Source organism: Desulfitispora alkaliphila (assembly GCF_050433185.1).
GTDB lineage: Bacteria > Bacillota > Desulfitisporia > Desulfitisporales > Desulfitisporaceae > Desulfitispora > Desulfitispora alkaliphila.
In genome coordinates this window covers 1-18,561 of sequence record NZ_JBNPXS010000006.1, presented here as the reverse complement: position 1 = coordinate 18,561, position 18,561 = coordinate 1, and the positions used below count along the sequence as shown (strand labels likewise).

Sequence of the window (18,561 nt, the reverse complement as noted above, 5' to 3'; positions counted from 1 at the left end):
AAAAACTGGTCCATATTACAGGTCTCATGGTCAAGTGTAGTCAGGATTCTTTGCTCTAATAGAGTGCCCTCAGCTGTAATAAGAGCACCACTTTTTTTACCTGGCTCTTCTTGGCATCAAAATCACCTCTAGTGCAAAAATAACACAAGGCGCAAAGCCTTGTGTTATACAGTGTTGTTAGCTGGTCAAGATTTATCCTTATTAATATAATAATGTTGTTATATTTTAAAACTACGTATTTCTCCTTGAAGCTTACCTGATAGTTGGTCTAAGTGCTCTGCAGCAGTTGTGATCTCCTCCATGGAGGATGCTTGCTCCTCTGTGATTGCGGACATGTTTTCTGCTTCGGCGCTTACATTTTTTGCAACCTTATCTATTTCCTCTATGGCCCTTACAATATTATCTCCACTTGCCGCAACCTGCTGACCAGCACTTGAGATTTCTTGGATTTGGTCGTTAAGTTCTAAAACGGCATTAGAAATATTTTTAAATTCTTCGCCAGTTTCCTGAACTACCTTTGACCCTTGGACTGCTTTAGTATTTCCCTCTTTGATAACTTCCGCTGCAGCCTGGGTTTCCCTTTGAACCTGCTGGATTACATTTGATATCTCCTGAGCTGAAGCTCCCGATTGCTCTGCTAGCTTCCTAACCTCTTCTGCAACCACTGCAAAGCCACTTCCGTGCTCGCCAGCGCGCGCTGCCTCAATTGCAGCGTTCAAAGCAAGTAGATTAGTCTGCTCTGCAATGGCAGTAATAACACCGATAATATTATCGATCTTTTTAGAGCTACTTTCCATTTCTAATACTCTTTGTACTGAGTTTTCCATAGCCTTAGCGATACTGTTCATCTGAGTAATCATTTCTCCTATTTTGGCTTCACCACTTTTTACAAATTGGTCAGTCTGATTGGCGTTATGGGCAGCTTGACTTGAGCTAGCAGCGACCTCCTCCATAGCAGCAGTAATTTGATGAGTAATGTCTAAAACCTCGTTAACCTTGAGCACTTGTCCTTGTGCGCCCGCACTTAATTTCTCGCTTGAAGAGGCTAACATTTCAGTTCCCTTAGCATTTTGCTCTGTGCTCTGGCTCATCTGTTCCGCAGAGCTACTCATATGGTTGGCACTGGAATCAATTTCCCCTATTAGCTTTTGTAGGTCTGAGACCATCTTATTAAAGGAGCTGACTAATTCATTTAATTCACCTATTGCCTTTATGTCTACCTTATGGGTTAGGTCTCCCTGGGAGATTATATTAACAGCCTCAGATAATCTCTTAATCGGTCTAGTGATACTGTAAGATAGATAAACCCCAATGGCTAGAGCTAGAGCTACTACCACAACAAAAGCAATTAAAATTATAGTTCGATTTTCTTCCTTCATTCTGTTAAATGCATCAGTTTCTTCAGCTATTCTTATGTATGTATCGTCCACATGCTGGTCTATAAAGTCAGTTACCCTTGCACCAGCTGCTTCAGTTTGAAATTACATGTGCTCTAGAGCTCTATCCTCTTGATTAGCATCTAATAAGACTGTTACTGTAGTACTTTCGTTTACATATGCATTTGTTAGATGTTCTAGTGTTTCAAAAACTTGAAACTCTTGTGCATCTACGGCATTTTCTTGTAGATCTCTAGTTAAAATTCGCAAATTAGAAAGTGAGCTTCTGTAGTCATCCCTCATAGCCTCATCTCTAAAGAGGACATAGCCTCTTAAGTGGGTCAGTTGACCATTGATTGTCTCCTTTAGTTCATTGGCCACATGCATTTGTTCCATATTATCCTGCACCATCTGTTGGGATTGCTCCTCTAGTTGCATTAGATTATAGTAGCCATAACCTGAAATACCACCTATCAGTACAATTAATAGTAAATATCCTGCCAAGATTCTCGTCCATAAGGGCAATATAAAGACCTCCTTTGTTTGTTCTGATGCGTCTAAAGTAGCCACCTGTAAACATAATTTATATTGCAAATAACATGCCAACTAATAGAGAGGGGATCTCCAAAAAAAGAGCTTAAAACCCATATCTACTGAGCTTTTCAGCTCCGTAAAAAAATGAAAAACCAGTTTTGTTGCAGCATAGCAACGCACTTGTGCATAATTGCACATATCCCAACTACTCTTAAAAACCCCACAACAAAAGGGTTATCTAAAATGATCCCTTTATTTCGGGGTTTCTTTTGCAAAATTACACCAGTATTTCTACCAAATATCTACATATTTGTTTTAAAAAATGTATTGTATTACCATCTGTCCTACTACGAGAAAAATTATACCAAAGATAATATTCGCTTTAAAGCCATTATCAAAAAGACTATACCTATTTAAACTACTCATCATTAATAAAGGGATAGTTACAGGAGCAATAATGAGTGTTATGGCTACACCAAGAAGCAAAGATAGAGTAACCAATTCAGGAGAATAACCGTAAGGAACATCATTTATAATGGTAGCCAAAAGAACCATGGCGGGAATAGGGGGCAACCCAGTAAAACCTAAAAAGATAACTAGCAATGTCAGCCCCACCAAGAAGTCTAACTTAAACCACTCAGTTACTAATAGAAACTGATCAAAAAATACTTGGCCAAACCCAGTGCCCTTTAGAGTACTGACTAATACACCAGCAGAAATAATTAAGATAGTTTCCTTTTTCTTATGAGGGAGTTCATCAGTTATAAATCTTGCCCATAGCTTCTTATATTGTTGTAAATCCCGGTTCCACAAAAAATAAATAAAAGTAACTATAAGGATAACAATAGGGACAATTACCAATATCTCACCATATATACTATACAAAGCAAAAATAGAAGCTAAAATAATCCCCAGCCAAACAAAAATTTCAGTGACTAAGCGAGAATCTGGAGGCCCATTCTCTGCTAAGGAGATAGGGAGACTCCAACTAGAAAGCGACTCACCCCTGCCAAATTGCCACATATACACAAGGGCTCCCACTCCCATGCCCACAAAGGCTAAAATTAAGCCCTTTCCTATTGTAGCAAAAAGAGGTGCTTGGGTCCCAAAAATACCATAAGCGAAAGCTGGATGCATCGGACTCCAAAGAACAGTTAACGCAAATCCTCGGGCCAATGCAGTATGTATGGTAAACTCCCATCCTTTTAAGCTCATAACAGAAGGTTTCTCTTTGGAGAACAAGTGATAAATGAAGGCCATACCAGCTATATGCATAAAAGAAGATACTATATGGGTACCAAAAGATAAAACCAAATAAGCATGATTGTTAGTGCGCACCTGTTTTTTTCCCATATGCAAAATAGCATGAATATAGTTTTTGTACCGTGCAATCCAGGATATTAGAGGAACTAGTGTAGTTAACGCAAGTATATATCGCATCTCGCGTAAACCTTCCCAAATCAACAAAGGACTAGACGAAGTAACAAGCAATAATGTTAAAGAGATACCCCACATAACAATAGGAAGCGCTAGCTCTCTTTTATTTATTAAAATAACCGCTGACATCAAAGTTAGCATTCCAAATAAAGAAATTGAGTAAAGGAAAATATCTTGATGAATTATCTGTGCAGCAAAGTGAAGGATAATAAACGAGGAAATACTGAAAATAAATAACTTGTTGCAAAATTTATTCAATACAGGTCTCCCCTTCTTAAAACTGCTATTTTGGGTACGTTTTCAGTATAACATAAGGCAAGTTAATGTGTGTAAGGGATTTTTCATTTTGAAAGGAGATGTTCCATTGTATTCCCTTGACAATCTAACAGTTAATGAGCTCCTTGATAAATTAGCTGAAGCCAAATTTCCTGGCCCAGCTTCTGATAGTGCTGCAGCAATAACTGGGGCTATGGCAGCTGCCCTTCTAGAAATGTCCTGTGAGGTAACTCTAAAGAAAGATACAAAAAAAGAAAGCTTAAAGTCATCCATGAAAAGTATAAAAGCTATTCGCAAGGATTGCCTAGTTCTTGCAACAGAAGATATGAAGGCTTATGCTAAAGTAATTCAATCGGAAAAACTAAAGGATACTTCCCCTAGTGAATTTGAACTAGCTATGAAAAATGCAACAGATACACTAGTATCTATTGCAGAAAACTGTAATTCTATCATGACTCATATCGAACAAATAGTAAGCATTTGTTACATAAAAGTCTTGGGAGACTTAGGGGTAAGTGCTTACCTAGCTGAAGCAGCAGCTAGATCCGCAAAACAAGGGGTAGAAGCTAATGTTCACCTATTGCATGATGTTCAATATAAAGAAAGTGTACTAGCTTCTATATACCAAAACTATCACAATTGCTCTGAACTAAAGAAACTAACCCGAAAACAGAGGGACAATGATTCCGCTGGGCAAAATCTTCACTTTGCCCTCTAGCTCCATAATTGATATAGCTTCTATAATTGTCTTTCTATCTTCTGGTAGCATAGAAAAAAGCTGATCCATATTGCAGGTTTCATGCTTCAGTGTAGTCAGGATTTTTTGCTCTAATGAGGTGGGTGCTTGTTGGGATGTTGGATAAGAAGTTGACCCTTGTTGCTGTAAGGCACAGGCATTAGTGATTGACGGCGCTTCAATTAGTAATTGTGAGGGGTCAATGTAGATAGAGGCGCCATCAGCTATTAGCCTATTTGTTCCTATTCCCTCCTGTTGATAAATGCTATTTGGCGCAGCAAAGACCTGACGCTGTAGGTCCTGAGAGTATTTAGCTGTAATAAGGGCACCACTTTTTTGACCTGCTTCTGCAACTAATAGCTTTTTTGACCAAAGGCTTATTAAAAAGTTTCTCTTGGGAAAATGCTCTCTTTTAGCAGGTGTTTTCGGTGGATACTGGGATATTACTGCACCTGTAGCTATAATTTTCTCCATGAGCTCCCCATGTTCCTTGGGGTAACAAATATCTAATCCATTTCCTAAAAAGGTTATGGTATATCCCCCAGCTTTTATGCAGGCAGTATGAGCATAGCCGTCAACTCCCTTAGCCATACCACTAATTACCGGAATATTGTTTTTCGCTAAAAAAATAGCCGCTTCTTTGGTTACTTCTTTTCCATAGTTACTGCAGCGCCTAGAACCCACAATTCCTACTCCCATACTATATTCTCTTAGGTTTCCCCGGTAGTAGAGGAGCGTTGGGGATTCAGGTATGTCTTTAATCTCCTCTGGATAAAGAGGGTCAGTTATTTTCAATACTTTTATGTTTAACCTTTTCGTTTGCTCTAGAATGCGCTCTGCATGATCCAACGAGCGACTAGTGGCAATTACCTCAGACAAGCCTCTCCCTATTCCTGGAACTTCTTCTAGCTCGACTTTGCTAGCCTGGTATATGTTCTCTGGATTCTTAAATACATCTAACATTCTTTTCGCAGTACCTGGGCCTATTCCTTTAATTTCACTTAACCAAATCCAATACACATCCATATAATCACCTATATCACTAATAGATCAATATACTCTTTGTCTAAGTCCCTAGACATCAATGCTGCAGCAACATCTGCTTTGCGAATACTGTCAGCACCGTCCATATCGGCAAAGGTGCGCGCTACTTTTAAGAACTTATGGAAGGTTCTAGCGCTGTACTTAAATTTGTCATAGGCTAACCGCAACAAACGCTCTCCTTCTGGCTCTAAGAGACAGTACTCTTTAATCAGAGGTGGGGTCATTTGTGCATTACAGTTTACCTTTTTTATATGGGCATACCTTTTTTGTTGAATATTTCGCGCCATTTCTACCCGCTCCCTTAGCTCATGGGAGCTTCTTCCCTTTTCATACCTGGATAATTCCATAAAGTCCACTGGTTGCACATATTTTTGTATGTCAATTCTATCTATAATTGGACCGGATACTTTTTGACGATATTTTAACACTTCGTAATCACTACAGCGGCACTTATCATTACCATAATAGCCGCAGGGACATGGGTTCATAGCTGCAACTAACATAAAATTGCATGGATATGTATTGGTCAGTTTAACCCGAGAGATAGTTACAGCCTCATCCTCCATTGGCTGTCGCAGGGCATCTAAGGATTTTTTATCAAATTCAGCTATTTCATCTAAAAACAGAACGCCGTTATGGGCTAGAGATATTTCTCCCGGGGTTGCCGTATTTCCTCCACCAATGAGGGAGTTTGTGGAGGCATTGTGATGCGGTGCGCGAAAGGGGCGGTTGATAATCAGACTACCCCTGTCTTTTAGCGCTCCTGCCACACTGTATATTTTAGTTACTTCCAGGGCTTCTTCTTCGGTCATACTGGGGAGAATAGTGGGGATTCGCTTGGCAATCATGGACTTACCACATCCAGGAGCTCCTATCATTAAAATATTATGGCCACCTGCTGCTGCAATTAAAATGTACTCTATTAGGGCATCTTGTCCCTGCACTTCAGAAAAATCAAGTAGGTCTCCAGGTTCGACAGATGCCTCTGTATCAAAAAGAAGCGGTGTGTAAGGCTTTTCTCCAGTTAAGAATGCTACTACCTGCTGAAGTGTGCTAAAACCGTAAACCCCTATTCCCTTGACAAGGGATGCTTCCTTTAGGTTTTGTTGTGGAACTATGAGCCTTTTTACCCCTGCTTTTTTAGCGGCTATTGCCATCGGCAGTACTCCTGTACAGGGCCGCAGTTTGGCGTTTAAGGATAGCTCCCCGATAAAACCATAGTTGTGAATATTATCAACCTTTAACTGCTTAGTCTGTAGCAAAAGCCCAATGGCCATGGCTAAATCGAAGTGCGATCCGCTCTTCTTAATATCGCTAGGTGCTAGATTAATGACAATCTTCATTTCAGGGAAATCATAGCTTGTAGAATTGAGAGATGCCTGCAGTCGCTCACGCGCTTCTTTCACAGCCATATCCCCTAGCCCTACAATTGACACCATGGGCTGGCCATAAATAGTGTCGGTTTCCACCTCAACCATATATCCATCTATACCCGATATGGAAAAGCTATTGACCACTGAAGCCATTTTTATACCCCCATTGGTTTACTCTAATATTTATCTTTATTTACTATATTTAACAAAAGTGTGGAAATTCCTCTGAATTTGTTGAAAAAATATTCTGTCCACATGAGTATATACAGCTTATCAACAGACTTATCAACAGTTTTATGTTTATTTGTAAAAAAAAGACCCTGATAGGCCTTATAGTTTATATCAATCTTAGAACTAATCTCATTTTGATACGTTGGTGTCAGGCATCGCCTGTTTCTTAAGCCCTTATTCTCTTCCAATTTCTTTTTTTGCCAACTTTAACCCTATTTCTATACAATTATTGATTATGTCAATCTGTCTCTTTGTGGCAGTTTTACCAGAGATAACCTTAACGTCAGTAGTGCAAATTTTCCTTTGTACTTCCGTCAGGTAAGAGTCAATATTTAATACTTGATTATTATAATTTGGGTAATTGAGTTTTTTCTCTCTAACTTCATCATTATCTAAAACCTGTAATCCGCTGTCGTTTCTGCCAAACAAATAGTCAGTCGAAACATCAAAATAGTTGGCAATATTGAGTATAATGTTTAGGTCAGGAAGTCTTTTTTTATTTTCATACTGGGAAACTGCCGACTTAGTTAGATTATAGTTAAATTTATTGTTGAAGTCGTTAATAAATTTCTCTTGGGTTAATTTTTTAGAAGTTCGTAATTGTCTTAGCCTATCTCCAAAAATCTCCATTTGATTATCACCTCTATAAATTCTTTCGTCTCTATTGTTAACAGTAGTCGAACAAAACATTCCCTATTGACCATTTGTTAACAATGTGTTATTTTTATTCTGAGAAGATTACCATCCTTCTTAACAGAGGAGATGGTGATATAACCGAAATTGATAAAATGATTTGACGGACTGAGGTGATTATACATGATAAAGTCCTCCTGTACAATAATACCATTAAATCTTATTTTTGATTATCCAGTTAGATGGTCAAAATATCAAGTATTAAGAGACTTTATTCAAAATTTTTATGACTCAGTCTCTTTTGAATATTTTCATGATAAGATACGGTACAACTTGACAGAATACAGTTTTCAACAAATAAGAATGAACAGTATTTACCTAAGAATCCCTTTTCGATATGATTGGACTGGAAAAAGTTCAGCATAAGGAGAGGGGAAGTCTGAAGAAGTCGAAAAGGTGGAATATGTATTTAAGAATACAGGAGTTAAAGCACTTAGGATTAAATGTCTCGCAAATAGCACGGCATACCGGGATTTCAAGAAACACGATATATAAGTACATAGATATGTCACCAGATGAATTTAGCACCTAGATAAGTTGGTGTCAGGCACGAGGTCTATCTACTTCGTTTAAAAAGGAGTGATCATAGTGAAAAAGGCAGAAATAATAACAGAAATGATTGCAAAAGCAGGTTATAGCAAGAGAGCCTTTGCAGAAAAAGTAGGTATTCCTCCCACTACATTACAATCCATGCTAACAAGAGGGGTAGGCAAAGCATCTATTGATAATGTAATTAAGGTTTGCAAAGGCTTAGGCCTTTCTATAGACGAACTTGAGCGACGAGCTAATGAGAACCAATCTTTAGCGGAGGTTTACTATAGTTGCAAACAAGTGCCTGTCCTTGGCTCTATAGCAGTTGGAGAAGCTATCCTAGCTGAAGAGTACATTGAACGCTATGAGTATGTACCAGAACATGTTAATGTGGATTTTTGTTTGCGGATTAAGGGGGACAGCATGATTGGGGCCCGAATATTGGATGGGGATATCGTTTGCATCCGAAGACAATTGGATTTAGAGAATGGCGAAATCGGGGCTGTAATCATAAATGGAGAGGAAGCAACATTTAAAAGGTTTTATAAGTTAAATGATTCAATCATATTACGGTCAGAAAACCCCCATTATCAAGACTTTATTTTTAGTAAAGAAGATATGTGTGCAGTTAAAATTTTAGGAAAGGCCATGTATTTTATTTCTAATGTGAGGTGATAGTTATGAAAAATCCCCTATGTTTATTCGCAAGGAATATATCAGCATAATTAATATTTATTTTTATTTCTCAAATCTTTAATTACTGAAACATTTAGTTTTGTCACCTTTGATATTTCGTCATCCGACATACTAAGTTATTTTTGTTACATTAACAGATATCCACACTATGTCCACATAAGTATATACAGCTTGTCCACAGACTTATCAACAACATGATAAGTTGGTGTCAGGCACAGGGTCATACTTTTAACCTTTGAAAATGGCGAAAAAAGGATCTTTGATATGAAGCCTTATTTAGATAAAGGTATATTTAAAGAATTAAAAGATGAGACTAAATTTAAATCGGTTAGAGTAAGTTTTGATAGTATTGAATGGAGTAATCAAGCTGATATTGATCCCGAGATTTTATATGAAAAAAGTAAAGAGTATGCAATACAATGATGAAGCACACTCCCTGATGAAAGGATCTGAAAGCGACTTTGGAAGAGAAGCAATTGAGACATTGATTCAGGCAGCAGTGAACAGTAGAAATGATTCGCTGCTGTTTTTTCATGTCCAAAAGGAGGTGAGCTTGTCCAGTTAAAGTCAGCCTTTGAGGGTGGATAAGTTGGTGTCAGGCACGGGGCCTCCGGGGTCTCCCTTGCCTCTATAATTCATTATAAAATTTGGCCGAGCTTTTTATAGATGCATATGCTTCCTCTAGTTGGCTACTGTAATGAAGAAAACCATGGATCACACCTTCATACATCTCGAATGTATTTTTTATTCCATGCTCGTCAAAGATCTCTTTAAGCAAAATACTGTCATCTTGCAAAGGATCTAAATCACAAGCCATAATGTAAGCCGGTGACAATCCATAGGTAAGATCTGAGTTTAGCAAATTACGATACTTATCTTCTAAAAATGCTTCTTCCGCATATATTTTTTTGTAATAGGCTAAATCTTCAAATTTCAATCCGTCCCAATAGCCTCCATATAAGTGCATTGATCTTGAATCTTTTAATCCGAAACTGCCATAATAAAGCAACATCGATTTTAATTGTACTTTACGGTTCTCATCCCGCATTTTTAGAGCTACTGCAAGACTAAGGTTGGCACCTGCAGAGTCTCCCGCAACAGACAGTTGATTTTGATCTATCTGATAAGCTTCTGCATTTTCGTATAAATGTTCTAGAACTTGAACACATTCATTTAATTGTACAGGATACTTATATGTTGGCGCTAAGTGATAATCTACTGAAGCAACCATTGCGCCGGTTTCATTTGCTAGTCTTTTTACTATCCCCTCGTGGCTTTCAATGCTCCCAACCGTAAATCCTCCACCATGAATAAAGATAATACATTCGTAGTTTCCTTGTGCTTTTTTTTCAGGATAAAACAACTTGACTCTAAACTCTCCTACTGAGCCCGAAAGAAATATTTCTTTTTCTTCTTTCACATCTGGGGCTTCTTGATTCCAAAAAAGTCTTAATTCTTCGTATATCCTTTTTTCATTCGCATCTTCTCCTAATTTATCAAGAATTCGTTTTGCCTCTTTCGCTTCAAAGTCTACAATTTTTCTCATGGAAGGCGTCATTCGCTTAAGTGAATCTAGTTTGTTTTTTTCCATTATTCTATTCTCCTTTAAGTGAATTAGATATAATAAGAACGTTCCCCGTGGAGAACGCCACTTATTATATAACTATTTCTGATTGTTCTACTGCTCGATTAAACCTCGCTCAATTAAGAAGTCCATTGCAATTTCGTGTGGATCTTCACCTTCAGCATCTGCTAGGTAATTCATTTCAATCATGTCTTCATTACTGATTTGTCCTTCTAGCATTAATAAAACTTCTTCTAAGTTTGGCGCCGAGTCCGCATACTCTTCAAACAGCGTATCTCTCATTGAATGAGATGCAAAGTATTCTGGAAAGAAATTCTGATCATCTTCTAATACTCTAAGATCTGAAACACGATTTAATCCATCTGTTGAATATACCATAGTTACATCAATATTTTCATTGTCCATAGCTGAGTATTTTAATCCGATATCAATGGAGCGTGCATCTTTCCATTCGATCCCGTAATATTCGTTAAACGGATTAAAACGCATGGTTCCCTCTTCTTCAAAAAACTCATGCTCTGCACCAAAAATCAAATCCGAAGTATAAGGCACAATGTCACTAATGGTTTCAATTCCTTCTGCTTCCGCAAAATCTTCTTTAATCGCTAATGCGTACGTATTTTCAAAACCAAATTTTTCCGTTAATGTAACACCTAGATCTTCCTCGCCTTTTCTTTTTGCAAAATCGAATAGCTCTTCATCTTGAGGAACGTCACTTGGGTCATAGCCTAAAATAGTCGTTAAAAGTGTTCCATCATATCCTAGTTTAATATCAATGTCTCCATCTTGCAACGCATTATAACCTGGAACGGTTGCCATGGCATCATGATATACTACTGACAAGTCCGTGTTTTCTTCAATCAAAATCCCTGCCATGTGCATCATAATATCAACTTCGGAAAACTGACCTTCTGCTAAAACAATTTCTTCTCCGTCATCGCTCCCACAACCTGCAATTGCAAATATTGCAAGAAGTAACACCAAAAGTGCTGTGATTTTTTTCATAATCAATACCTCTTTCCTTCTTATTTTTGCCCGATTTATCGAGCCTTTAATCTTTTTTCTATATATCCCATTAATATATCAAACCCAACAGCCATCACCATTAATGTAACTGTGACTTGGATTAATGTGTTCATATCCTGGAGTAAAATGGCTCTATTGATTGTTGCACCTAATCCACCACCACCGACGAATGCTCCAAAGACCGCAATTCCAATAGATGTAACCAGTGAAATACGAACTCCAGTGAAGATAATCGGAAAGGATAATGGGAACTCTACCTTAATCAGTCGTTGGATCCTTGTCATTCCCATCCCTCTCGCTGATTCTTTAATCCCTGGGTCGATATTTGTTAAGCCAACATAAGTATTTCGCACAACCGGTAAGAGAGAATACAAAACAATCCCTATAATAACGGTTGTACTAGAAGCTCCGAAGAAAATCATAATAATTCCCAACAGCGCTAATACCGGTACGGTTTGAAGTAAATCTGCAATCCATAAAATCGGCGTTCGTAGTGGTTTAATCATATATGCAACAATCCCGAGGAATAATCCGACAATCACCGTGAACACAATTGCTGCACTCACCAGGTATAAATGTTCCCATACATATTTAAAATCCATTGCATTAATCCCCTTTCATTCCTCGAGGTACAGTCAACTTCTGGATAAAGTCAATTAAAAAACCAAGTAATACGGCTAACATTGCCGATGGAATCGCACCCATTATAATTAAATCTTGATTATTCGTGTCAATCCCTCGATATACAAATTCACCTAGGCCACCCAACCCGATCATTGCTGCTAACACTGCCCAACTAACCGTGTAGATGGTTGCCATACGAAGTCCTGCAAAAATAGAATTTATTGCTAACGGCAACTCTACCTTAAACAAAATTTGCATATTACTCATACCACAGCCTTTGGCTGCTTCGATGAGCTGAGAATCTACATTCACTATACCGGTATAGGTATTTTTTAAAATTGGGAAAATTGCATAAATTGAAAGTGCGATAATCACAGTGATCGGCTTCATTCCCGTATAAATAAATAACACACCGATAAATACAAGCCCTGGGATGGTTTGAAAAATTCCTAAAATTGGAACAGCATATTTTGAAATTCTAGGAATTCTCGACAACACAATCGCAAGAAACAGCGCTATGACAAATCCAATGGATACAGATACAAGAACATATTTTAAGTGCGTTATAACAGCGTCGATCAGATGATCTGAATACCGGCTCACCAGTTGAAAGAAATTATTCATTTAGCCTCACCCCAGTATACGCTTGCTAAAGCGTTTGCAATACTACTTTCCGTAACAATCCCTGCTACTGTTTTATTTCGATTTAGGACTACAATAAAATCTCTATTATGCTCCGTTAACAAATCAAAGCTTTCTTTAGCACTGGTATTGATTGATACGGTTGGTACGGTTTCATCCGCTATGCTTCCAATTTCTTGACCAGCGTAGCCTTCTTCTCTTATTTTTTTTATTCCTACAATTCCTTTGAATTTATCGTTTTCATCGATCACCACAACAGAATTTAATTGACGATTTTTCATTAGTGTAAGACTTTCAAGGGTTTTTTTCGTTTCCGGCACCTTCAGTACCTTTGTTCTCATTACATCTTGACATGTTAAGTCTTCACCTGAGAACGAATAAGACAATCTTCCAAGAAAGTTTTCAATAACCGAATCTGCAGGGTTTCTTAACATCTCTTCCGGAGAAGCAATTTGCAGAACTTTCCCATTATACATAAAGACAATTTTGTCTGCCATTTTCACTGCTTCATCCATATCATGCGTAACAAACACAATGGTTTTCTTAAGTTTCTTTTGAAGAGATTTTAATTCGTCTTGAAGATTATCTCTTGTTACAGGGTCTAGCGCGCCAAAAGGTTCATCCATAAGAATAATTGGCGGCTCTGCTGCTAATGCTCGCAGTACTCCCACACGTTGCTGTTGACCACCACTTAGCTCATTCGGATATTTTTTTGCATTCTCTTCATATGGCATACCTACCATTTCAAGTAATTCTTTTACTCGTTTTGTACATTTTTCTTGGCTCCATTTACGCAACTTAGGAACAATTGAAATGTTTTCTTCGATTGTCATGTTCGGGAATAATCCAATTTGCTGAATAACGTAACCGATTTTCCGACGTAATTCTACTGCATCTACATCTTTCACGTTATTTCCTTCGATGTAAATACTGCCTTCATTCATTTCGATCAATCGATTAATCATTTTCAAACTCGTCGTTTTTCCGCACCCCGACGGGCCGATGAATACGACAAATTCTCCTTCTTCGATTGTCAAGTCTAAATTGTCGACGACAGTGACATCCCCGTATCGCTTCGTTACATTTTCATATACAATCACAATTCTTCTCTCCCGACTTTTTCTTTAGTTAATTTTTTCTTCGAATACCGATAACCCTTCCAACTTGCTCAGGGATTGTTTCTTCTTTTTGTTCATTGTACATTTCTGCAATATTTTCAGCTACTAGATCTGGAAATGTGCCCGATTTCCCCGTTTGCTGATCCATTCCCATCAACATTTGTTCACTTGTTGCCAACACATCACCTTCCTTGTTTTTCATTTGTAAAAAACAGTGGATCCTTTTACTGTCATAATCTAGGATGCGAAAGGTCACAGTCAGATCTTCTTTATGATACGCTTCTTTTAAGTAACATAAATGCGTCTCTAACGTATAAAGCGTATATTGATGAACTTCTCTGTTTTTTTCGTCTAGCCCAATTTTGTCCATAAGGTTATCTACAAATAAGCTAAAAACCACACCGTAAGCAGAGTCGTTCATATGTCCATTATAGTCAATCCAATCTTCAATTACACTAAATTTTTTGTTGAAACCTTCACTTTTCATTTTTTTCCCACTTTCTTAATTATATTGAGAAATTAGATTTTGTACGTTTACTAAAAAATGATCTCGTTTGTTTTCTAAATCTTTAATCGTAGCATCCCCTGCATTTTCTTCACAACCAGTGATTATTTTTTCTTTTAACTCTTCGGTTAACTCCGGGGCTTCAAGTTTTGTCCAAGGTAGCTTTAACGCCGGCCCAAATTGTCTTAACATGTGCCTCATACCTTGATCTCCACCTGCTAAATGAAAGGTTAGAAACGGTCCCATTTGTGCCCATCTTAATCCCGCTCCATAAGTAATTGCGTCATCTATTTCTTCAGTGGTTGCTACACCATCGTTGACCAAATGTAAGGCTTCTCGCCATAGTGCTTCCATTAATCGATCTGCAATATGACCCTCAATTTCTTTTTTTACAATCAATGGTTTCATAGAGATATCTTTAAAAAATTTGCTTGATGCATCGATTGTATCTTTGCTTGTGCTACTTCCTCCGACAATTTCAACCAAAGGAAGAAGATAAACAGGGTTAAATGGATGTGCTACAATAAATCGCTGTGGATTTTTCAACTTTTCTTGTAAAACAGAAGGCTTAATACCCGAGGTGCTCGATCCGATGATAGCTGTTTTTTTAGCATGTTTATCTATTTCACTTAAAATTTTCTTTTTTAACTCCGTTTGTTCTGGTACATTTTCTTGAATATAATCTGCTTCTTTTACAGTTTTTTCAATAGAATCTTCGAAACGTATTTTTCTTGGATTCGCACCTTGTGCTAATTCCATTTTTTCGAGATACGGCCATGCACTATCTACCGCTACTTTCGTTTTTTCGTAAGCATTCGGGTCAAGATCAAATGCCGTTACTTCATATCCATGGGCTAAGAAACGAGAAATCCATCCATTTCCGATAACCCCTGTTCCTATTACTGCTATTTTTTTTATATCTTTTGTCATTGTTTCCTCCTATCGTTTCTTTAAATCGTATTTTACTCTGGCTTCTTTCGGTGTTAATATACCAATATTGTGTTTTTCTAATATGTTTACCGCTTTTTCTACAAGCTGCTCGTTTCGTGCGAGTACACCTTTTTCTAAGTACAGGTTATCTTCTAATCCCACTCGAACATTTCCTCCGGCTATGGCTGCTTTTTCTAAAGTATCAAATTGGTTTCGTCCGATGCTAAAAGCGGACCAATAACTATTTCCAGGAAGGAGACTTGCCATATAATCAATAGTCTTTTGATCTGCGCTTGCTCCCCAGGGTATCCCTAAACATAATTGAAACATTGGATCCCCATCAATGAGTCCTTCATTAATCAACTGATTGGCAAAATGAATGTGTCCCGTATCAAAACACTCGAGTTCTGGACGCACACCGCTTTCTTTAACAAGTCCAGCTTGCTCTCTTAACCAATCAGTCGGGCTCATGTAAATCATATTCCCAAAATTTAAACTGCCACAATCTAATGTGCACATTTCCGGCAATAATTCACCAATAACTTCATGGCGCTCCTTCGGAGTCTGAATGAAAGTTCCTTCTCCTCCTGAAGAAGGATTGTTTGCATTTGGAATAAAATCTCCACCACCACCCGAGGTGATATTAATAACCACATCCGTATCAGACTCTCTTATTCGTTCAACGATTTCTCTATAGTATTTTAGTTGAAAGCTTGCTTGTCCTGTTTCTGGATCTCTTGCATGAATATGTGCAACCGTTGCGCCTGCTTTCGCTGATTCAATAGCTGCGTCAGCAATTTCTTTCGGGGTAACCGGCACATGTTGATTCTTTTGTTTTGTATCACCCGCACCTGTTATTGCCGCTGTCAACATTACTTTCGTTTCCGTTGGCACTGAATCACTCCTTTTATTGATTATTCTTTTCGTAAAATGCTTATGTTTGTTTTCATATATTTTCATGTTTTTCGAAGTTATTTAAAACTATACCATCCGGACGGTAAAATTTCAAGAGTGTTTCCCATATTTTTGATTATTTGTACTGTTTCTTTCTAGACAAAAAAATAGTGCCCGTAGGAAGATACCCTTACGAACACTCACTGTTATGTGTACTTATTATCATTTATTCTTCTTCAATCCATTCAATCAGTCGCTGATAAATCTCATTCTTCGTTTCATCATCTATATTATATAAATCAAAAATTTCAGCTAGCCAAATGCCGTCCGTTGCCAATCGAATAATTGTCGCTTCAATAGGATCTACGCCTTCATTTTCAATATGCTCTTGCCATTTTATATATAAATTGCGGATGGGATCTAACAACTCCTCATCCACTGCTTTCGCGGCCATCAATCCATAATTCATATCTTTATTTTCATATGCTTTATTAAATGTTACATCTACATATGCTCTAAGCCATCTTCCTTTATCGCCACTTTCAGCCTTAGCTTGTTCTGAAATTTTTGTATCATAGCTCGTGGTAAGATGTTCCACCATCCCCTCCACAAGAGCAATTTTTGAAGGATAATGATACAGTAACCCACCTTTGCTTAGCCCTGCTTCTTTTGCAACCGCTTCTAAAGTTAAATTAAAAATTCCTTTTTCACTAACAACTTTTGATGCCGCATTTAAAATATCGATCTTTCTAGACACTCGGCTCATTTTGAACCTCCTATTTTATTTTTTCATTCGAATTTAATGTACTACACAGACGGTTTTTTTGCAACACAATTTGAAAAGAGCATCCCTCAAGGTGAATGTCCTTTAATTATGCACTTATTTTTTTATCTTCCCATGGGCTAACTTTAATTATAGGCGTCTTTTTTCTAAAACACATACGTTATACCAAGCTTTTAGCGGTTCTCCCCACTCTCGTCTTGGCATTTATCTTCACCTCAGAAGGATTGTACCAAAGATTTACTTTTCAGACAACTCCCTGCCCCTTTGCCTGCCTCTATTAGAGCTACTGTATCTTTTCTGATATATGATCAAGCACTTGAGAATTACAATATGACGCAAACTTCTCATATGCTAGAGCAAGCATGACAATGCTGTGAACCTCCCATCACTAAAGTAACGGGCTTCTAGTATTGCTACTAGAGTTTCCTGCTTCTCAGATCGACTTTACTACATCGCATTCTCCACAGGCTTTAATTCGGATAGTCTGTCAATCATCAATTTAATTGGTCCTGTTAAAGAATATTACCGAAATGGTCAGAGTAATGATTACCCAGAGTTTTCCGATACCATCTCTTCTATTGCCCTACTATCAGTATTCCCTTGAAGTAATTCTACGGTGCTTAGAGTAATTTTTTCAGAAGAAAAAGGGTAGATCCCCTTTTTACCGACAGCTAATAGAGTTCTATGCCAGACGGTTTTTTAGGAATATTCCACGACATGTATCATACTTTCGTTATTTATCTGGTCCTATTGTCTTTGATGGGAATATACAAAAAGGCCATAAAACTGTTAGAAATGCGGGTAAGGGCTTATCGCAAAGATGGGAAAAATTCAGCTCTATACGCACTGTTTTTAGTGAAGCTCTTTTAAGAAGAGGCATCCCTAAGTTGTTATACCTTGACAACGGAAAGGTTTATCGTTCAGATCAGTTGCATTTAGCATGCGCTTCTTTAGGTATTACTCTAGCTCATACGAAGCCTTATGATCCAGCAAACAAAGGTTATGTTAATACTTCCGTTATGTAAAGAAAAGCTGCCTCTTTCAGTACACAACGGAAGCGAGGGCAAGATTTCTTTACATAATCATCTGCGGTTAAAATTTTTCAACCAGTCTTTCAACTGGGTATTGTTTTCCCATTGCGCATCCTCTTTTGGGACGATTTCTTTACTTGCATCTTCGATTGCCTCTCTTTTTTTGGCTGAGCCAGTTCGGGCATAAACCTCAGTGGTCTTAATGCTTACATGCCCTAGAAGATCTCTGATGTAGATCAGATCCACATTGGAATCAACAAGCTCCATGGCAGCAGTATGCCTAAGATTGTGCGGACTGAAATCTGCTGGTATCAAATCAGGATTCTTGCTCCTGGCCAAATCAGCATATTTTTTTATGATGTAGTTGATACCCTGGCGTTTGAATGGTTCTTTCATATGATTCTTAAATAGCCAATCATTTAAACATTGTTCTTTGTCTAGACCATGACTGACGATATAATCCCTAATGATTTTAACTGTGTTGCTAAGCAGTGG

21 protein-coding genes and 1 pseudogene are annotated in these 18,561 nt (G+C 37.9%); 6 read left to right on the top strand and 16 right to left on the bottom strand.

Going from position 1 to position 18,561, the window contains the following annotated elements; genetic code table 11:
- Positions 1-218 precede the first annotated feature (218 nt).
- The 3 genes from GGQ84_RS03530 to GGQ84_RS03520 all read right to left on the bottom strand — a co-directional run bounded on the left by GGQ84_RS03530 (position 219) and on the right by GGQ84_RS03520 (position 3,350).
- The gene (locus GGQ84_RS03530) at positions 219-1,430 is read right to left on the bottom strand and encodes a methyl-accepting chemotaxis protein (RefSeq protein WP_429159235.1); all 1,212 of its coding nucleotides are present in this window, start codon (positions 1,428-1,430) and stop codon (positions 219-221) included.
- A 51-nt stretch (positions 1,431-1,481) separates the two neighbouring features.
- Entirely contained in the window at positions 1,482-1,901 is a 420-nt protein-coding gene (locus GGQ84_RS03525) for a CHASE3 domain-containing protein (protein WP_429159232.1), read from the bottom strand.
- Between the two features lie 324 nt (positions 1,902-2,225).
- Positions 2,226-3,350, bottom strand: a complete 1,125-nt coding sequence (locus tag GGQ84_RS03520) for a hypothetical protein (protein ID WP_429159230.1) — start codon at positions 3,348-3,350, stop codon at positions 2,226-2,228.
- A gap of 361 nt (positions 3,351-3,711) precedes the next feature.
- Here GGQ84_RS03520 and GGQ84_RS03515 point away from each other — a divergent pair, with 361 nt between their 5' ends.
- Entirely contained in the window at positions 3,712-4,341 is a 630-nt protein-coding gene (locus tag GGQ84_RS03515; RefSeq protein ID WP_429159229.1) for a cyclodeaminase/cyclohydrolase family protein, read from the top strand.
- Here the strand turns inward: GGQ84_RS03515 and dprA are convergent.
- The 3 genes from dprA to GGQ84_RS03500 all read right to left on the bottom strand — a co-directional run bounded on the left by dprA (position 4,282) and on the right by GGQ84_RS03500 (position 7,697).
- Positions 4,282-5,385: a DNA-processing protein DprA gene (dprA, locus tag GGQ84_RS03510; RefSeq protein WP_429159226.1), complete on the bottom strand. Its 1,104-nt coding sequence runs from the start codon at positions 5,383-5,385 to the stop codon at positions 4,282-4,284. The two genes, GGQ84_RS03515 and dprA, sit on opposite strands and share 60 nt — an antisense overlap.
- An 8-nt stretch (positions 5,386-5,393) precedes the next feature.
- Positions 5,394-6,929 (bottom strand): YifB family Mg chelatase-like AAA ATPase, encoded by a 1,536-nt coding sequence (locus GGQ84_RS03505; RefSeq protein ID WP_429159224.1) that lies wholly within the window; start codon positions 6,927-6,929, stop codon positions 5,394-5,396.
- Between the two features lie 252 nt (positions 6,930-7,181).
- Entirely contained in the window at positions 7,182-7,697 is a 516-nt protein-coding gene (locus GGQ84_RS03500; protein ID WP_429159222.1) for a helix-turn-helix domain-containing protein, read from the bottom strand.
- A gap of 340 nt (positions 7,698-8,037) precedes the next feature.
- On the opposite strand from GGQ84_RS03500, the gene GGQ84_RS03495 reads away from it, so the two are divergent.
- The 4 genes from GGQ84_RS03495 to GGQ84_RS03480 all read left to right on the top strand — a co-directional run bounded on the left by GGQ84_RS03495 (position 8,038) and on the right by GGQ84_RS03480 (position 9,492).
- Complete coding sequence (locus GGQ84_RS03495; RefSeq protein ID WP_429159219.1) at positions 8,038-8,232, top strand: helix-turn-helix domain-containing protein; 195 nt, start codon at positions 8,038-8,040, stop codon at positions 8,230-8,232.
- 56 nt (positions 8,233-8,288) lie between these two features.
- Positions 8,289-8,906 (top strand): LexA family protein, encoded by a 618-nt coding sequence (locus tag GGQ84_RS03490; RefSeq protein ID WP_429159216.1) that lies wholly within the window; start codon positions 8,289-8,291, stop codon positions 8,904-8,906.
- A 243-nt stretch (positions 8,907-9,149) separates the two neighbouring features.
- On the top strand, positions 9,150-9,350 hold the full coding sequence (locus GGQ84_RS03485; RefSeq protein WP_429159453.1) for a DUF2442 domain-containing protein: 201 nt from the start codon (positions 9,150-9,152) through the stop codon (positions 9,348-9,350).
- Positions 9,319-9,492, top strand: a complete 174-nt coding sequence (locus GGQ84_RS03480) for a hypothetical protein (protein WP_429159214.1) — start codon at positions 9,319-9,321, stop codon at positions 9,490-9,492. The genes GGQ84_RS03485 and GGQ84_RS03480 overlap by 32 nt, the downstream gene beginning before the upstream one ends.
- A gap of 63 nt (positions 9,493-9,555) precedes the next feature.
- Here the strand turns inward: GGQ84_RS03480 and GGQ84_RS03475 are convergent, their stop codons facing one another.
- From GGQ84_RS03475 to GGQ84_RS03435, 9 genes are all read right to left on the bottom strand, one after another.
- Positions 9,556-10,518: an alpha/beta hydrolase fold domain-containing protein gene (locus GGQ84_RS03475; RefSeq protein ID WP_429159211.1), complete on the bottom strand. Its 963-nt coding sequence runs from the start codon at positions 10,516-10,518 to the stop codon at positions 9,556-9,558.
- Between the two features lie 87 nt (positions 10,519-10,605).
- A complete protein-coding gene (locus tag GGQ84_RS03470; RefSeq protein ID WP_429159208.1) occupies positions 10,606-11,517 on the bottom strand; it encodes a glycine betaine ABC transporter substrate-binding protein in 912 nt (303 codons plus the stop codon).
- Positions 11,518-11,552: 35 nt separating this feature from the next.
- Positions 11,553-12,140, bottom strand: coding sequence for an ABC transporter permease (locus tag GGQ84_RS03465; RefSeq protein WP_429159206.1), 588 nt, complete (start codon positions 12,138-12,140; stop codon positions 11,553-11,555).
- A 4-nt stretch (positions 12,141-12,144) separates the two neighbouring features.
- Entirely contained in the window at positions 12,145-12,786 is a 642-nt protein-coding gene (locus tag GGQ84_RS03460; RefSeq protein ID WP_429159204.1) for an ABC transporter permease, read from the bottom strand.
- Positions 12,783-13,904, bottom strand: a complete 1,122-nt coding sequence (locus tag GGQ84_RS03455) for a betaine/proline/choline family ABC transporter ATP-binding protein (protein ID WP_429159201.1) — start codon at positions 13,902-13,904, stop codon at positions 12,783-12,785. The genes GGQ84_RS03460 and GGQ84_RS03455 overlap by 4 nt, the downstream gene beginning before the upstream one ends.
- A 28-nt stretch (positions 13,905-13,932) precedes the next feature.
- Positions 13,933-14,409, bottom strand: coding sequence for a thioesterase family protein (locus GGQ84_RS03450; RefSeq protein WP_429159199.1), 477 nt, complete (start codon positions 14,407-14,409; stop codon positions 13,933-13,935).
- A 15-nt stretch (positions 14,410-14,424) separates the two neighbouring features.
- The gene (locus GGQ84_RS03445; RefSeq protein ID WP_429159196.1) at positions 14,425-15,357 is read right to left on the bottom strand and encodes a 3-hydroxyacyl-CoA dehydrogenase NAD-binding domain-containing protein; all 933 of its coding nucleotides are present in this window, start codon (positions 15,355-15,357) and stop codon (positions 14,425-14,427) included.
- Positions 15,358-15,366: 9 nt separating this feature from the next.
- Positions 15,367-16,230 (bottom strand): beta-keto acid cleavage family enzyme, encoded by an 864-nt coding sequence (locus GGQ84_RS03440; protein ID WP_429159450.1) that lies wholly within the window; start codon positions 16,228-16,230, stop codon positions 15,367-15,369.
- A 247-nt stretch (positions 16,231-16,477) separates the two neighbouring features.
- Entirely contained in the window at positions 16,478-17,017 is a 540-nt protein-coding gene (locus GGQ84_RS03435) for a TetR/AcrR family transcriptional regulator (RefSeq protein WP_429159193.1), read from the bottom strand.
- Positions 17,018-17,859: 842 nt separating this feature from the next.
- On the opposite strand from GGQ84_RS03435, the pseudogene GGQ84_RS03430 reads away from it, so the two are divergent.
- Positions 17,860-18,042 (top strand): annotated as a pseudogene (locus tag GGQ84_RS03430) (IS481 family transposase); the annotation flags it as partial.
- A gap of 75 nt (positions 18,043-18,117) precedes the next feature.
- Here the strand turns inward: GGQ84_RS03430 and GGQ84_RS03425 are convergent.
- Positions 18,118-18,561: tyrosine-type recombinase/integrase (locus GGQ84_RS03425; protein WP_429159191.1), on the bottom strand; the 444-nt coding region annotated here is incomplete at its 5' end.